2 protein-coding genes are annotated in these 1,736 nt (G+C 31.2%); both read right to left on the reverse strand.

Translation table 11 applies throughout. The features are described 5' to 3' along the window. The coding region (locus tag IUY40_RS19095) for a contractile injection system protein, VgrG/Pvc8 family (protein ID WP_255520473.1) at positions 1 to 935 on the reverse strand (935 nt) is incomplete at its 3' end. A gap of 221 nt (positions 936 to 1,156) precedes the next feature. Next, the gene (gene tssD, locus IUY40_RS19100; RefSeq protein ID WP_195738448.1) at positions 1,157 to 1,552 is read right to left on the reverse strand and encodes a type VI secretion system tube protein TssD; all 396 of its coding nucleotides are present in this window, start codon (positions 1,550 to 1,552) and stop codon (positions 1,157 to 1,159) included. Between the last annotated feature and the right edge of the window lie 184 nt (positions 1,553 to 1,736).

The raw sequence follows: 1,736 nt of genomic DNA on the forward strand, positions 1-1,736 counted from the left end.
GATAATCTGTCTTTTACCTGCATAGCATCTATACTTATACTCATGCCTATTCGTAAGCTTCTGTTTCGACTTGTGGCGGTTATAAAATTAGATTCTGCTGCCGCACTTTGCTGTCGGCTTTGCAGTATGGTTTGCAAATACATATCATCACCAGTGCTTATTCGGCCATACTCTAATGATGATGTAGCATATAGCTTTTGGGAAGCTGCTATAGCATCGGTACCCAACTTTGGAAATCCATCTATTTGGTCTCTGGTCTTAGCTTGATACAGTTTGCCTACATCTTCGTTATATGTAAATGCTCCGAACTGATTAGGAATTGCCTGTACAGAAATATTAAGGTTAGAAAGATCTTTGTTGTAAATCAATTTTGTATATTCCATACTGACATTTGGTTTGCCAAAAAAAAGTTTTTCTCCATCATAATACAACCATTCGTTGTATTGTTTGGCTAAACGTTGAATATATTGAAAATCAGTTTCTAGATATTGCGTTTGGTAGTTAATTCTAGTTTGCAATTCGGGTTTGATATTCTTTTGCAATTGTTCACCTGCGGCTGTTTTTATCACTTCCTCAATAATATCATGCAAATGGGTATCTTCCCAAGAATTAAGTTTTGGTCCCGATTCTAGAAGTATAGTTTTAGAGTAACCCGAAATAATAATCTGACTCCCAACATGCCCTAATTCTTGAGCAAATTGAACATTGGTTACTATTCCTAAAAAATTATTGTGGTTTTCAAAAGCAATATGCAAAACACCGCCCAACCATTTTTGAGCACTTTCTATAGTGTAGGCTCTTGGTTTTTCGACAACAGAATGAGGAACACTAATTTTAAAGTGGTGGTGATTATTAATAGTTTGATATACCTCAATACTAGTAAAATGTGAGATTTGTTTTCTATTTATACCGAAAATTATTTTAGGAATGACCATAATATGCTTAGTTATAAGTTTATTGTTTTTTTAAAATTTTAACTTAAATAGATTATAGTCTAAAGTGCTTAGTTCTAAAGTGCTTATGGAGAATTCATTTTTAAGCTAAAAATATCTTGTTCTAAAAGTAGAAATGATACTTATTCAATATTTTTTGAAGAAATTGTATAATAAAAGAAACAAGAAGCGATGTATTATCGCTTCTTGCTTATTAATAATAATTAAACTCTTGCCCAATTATTATCTAATGTTGCATTACCTAATGTAATTTTCTCAGCCGAGAAAGTAATCTCAGTTGTCATTGGATTTTCAGCCAAAGCATCTAATTGTTCACTGAAGAATACAATAAAAGCATTCTCAAAAGTAAGTTCTTTCATTACTTGCTCTGAATCTGCTTTAAAAAACTTTACTTTTCCGCTTACCGGTTTGTGCTGACTGTTTACTGCCTGCTCAATAACAGTAGTATTATCTGTAGATTTAACTTTTAAATTTAATCTACCTCCTTTAATTTCAGATGAAACAGCTCCTTTACCATCTGTATGTCTTATCATCTCTACTTTTGAGAATAATACTTGGTACTCGTTTCCTTCGAATTCTAAAATTGCTTTAAATGCCATAATAAAAATAATTAATTTGTTAAAAATTGTTTTTTTAGAATCCTCTCTCTTATCTGACTAGTATAAATAAAAAAAGAGGTGTTCTATATGATTTAGAATACCTCTTTTTGTACTAAAGTACTTTTTGAGTTGCTTCTTATAGAAAGAAGATGAAAATTCGCAATCAATTAAGTACGAATTTATA

The organism is Flavobacterium sp. ALJ2, assembly GCF_015594725.1.
GTDB lineage: Bacteria > Bacteroidota > Bacteroidia > Flavobacteriales > Flavobacteriaceae > Flavobacterium.

Bases quoted from the DNA above. Each gene is read 5' to 3' on its own strand.
- tssD (WP_195738448.1), bottom strand. From the start codon at position 1,552: ATGGCATTTAAAGCAATTTTAGAATTCGAAGGAAACGAGTACCAAGTA.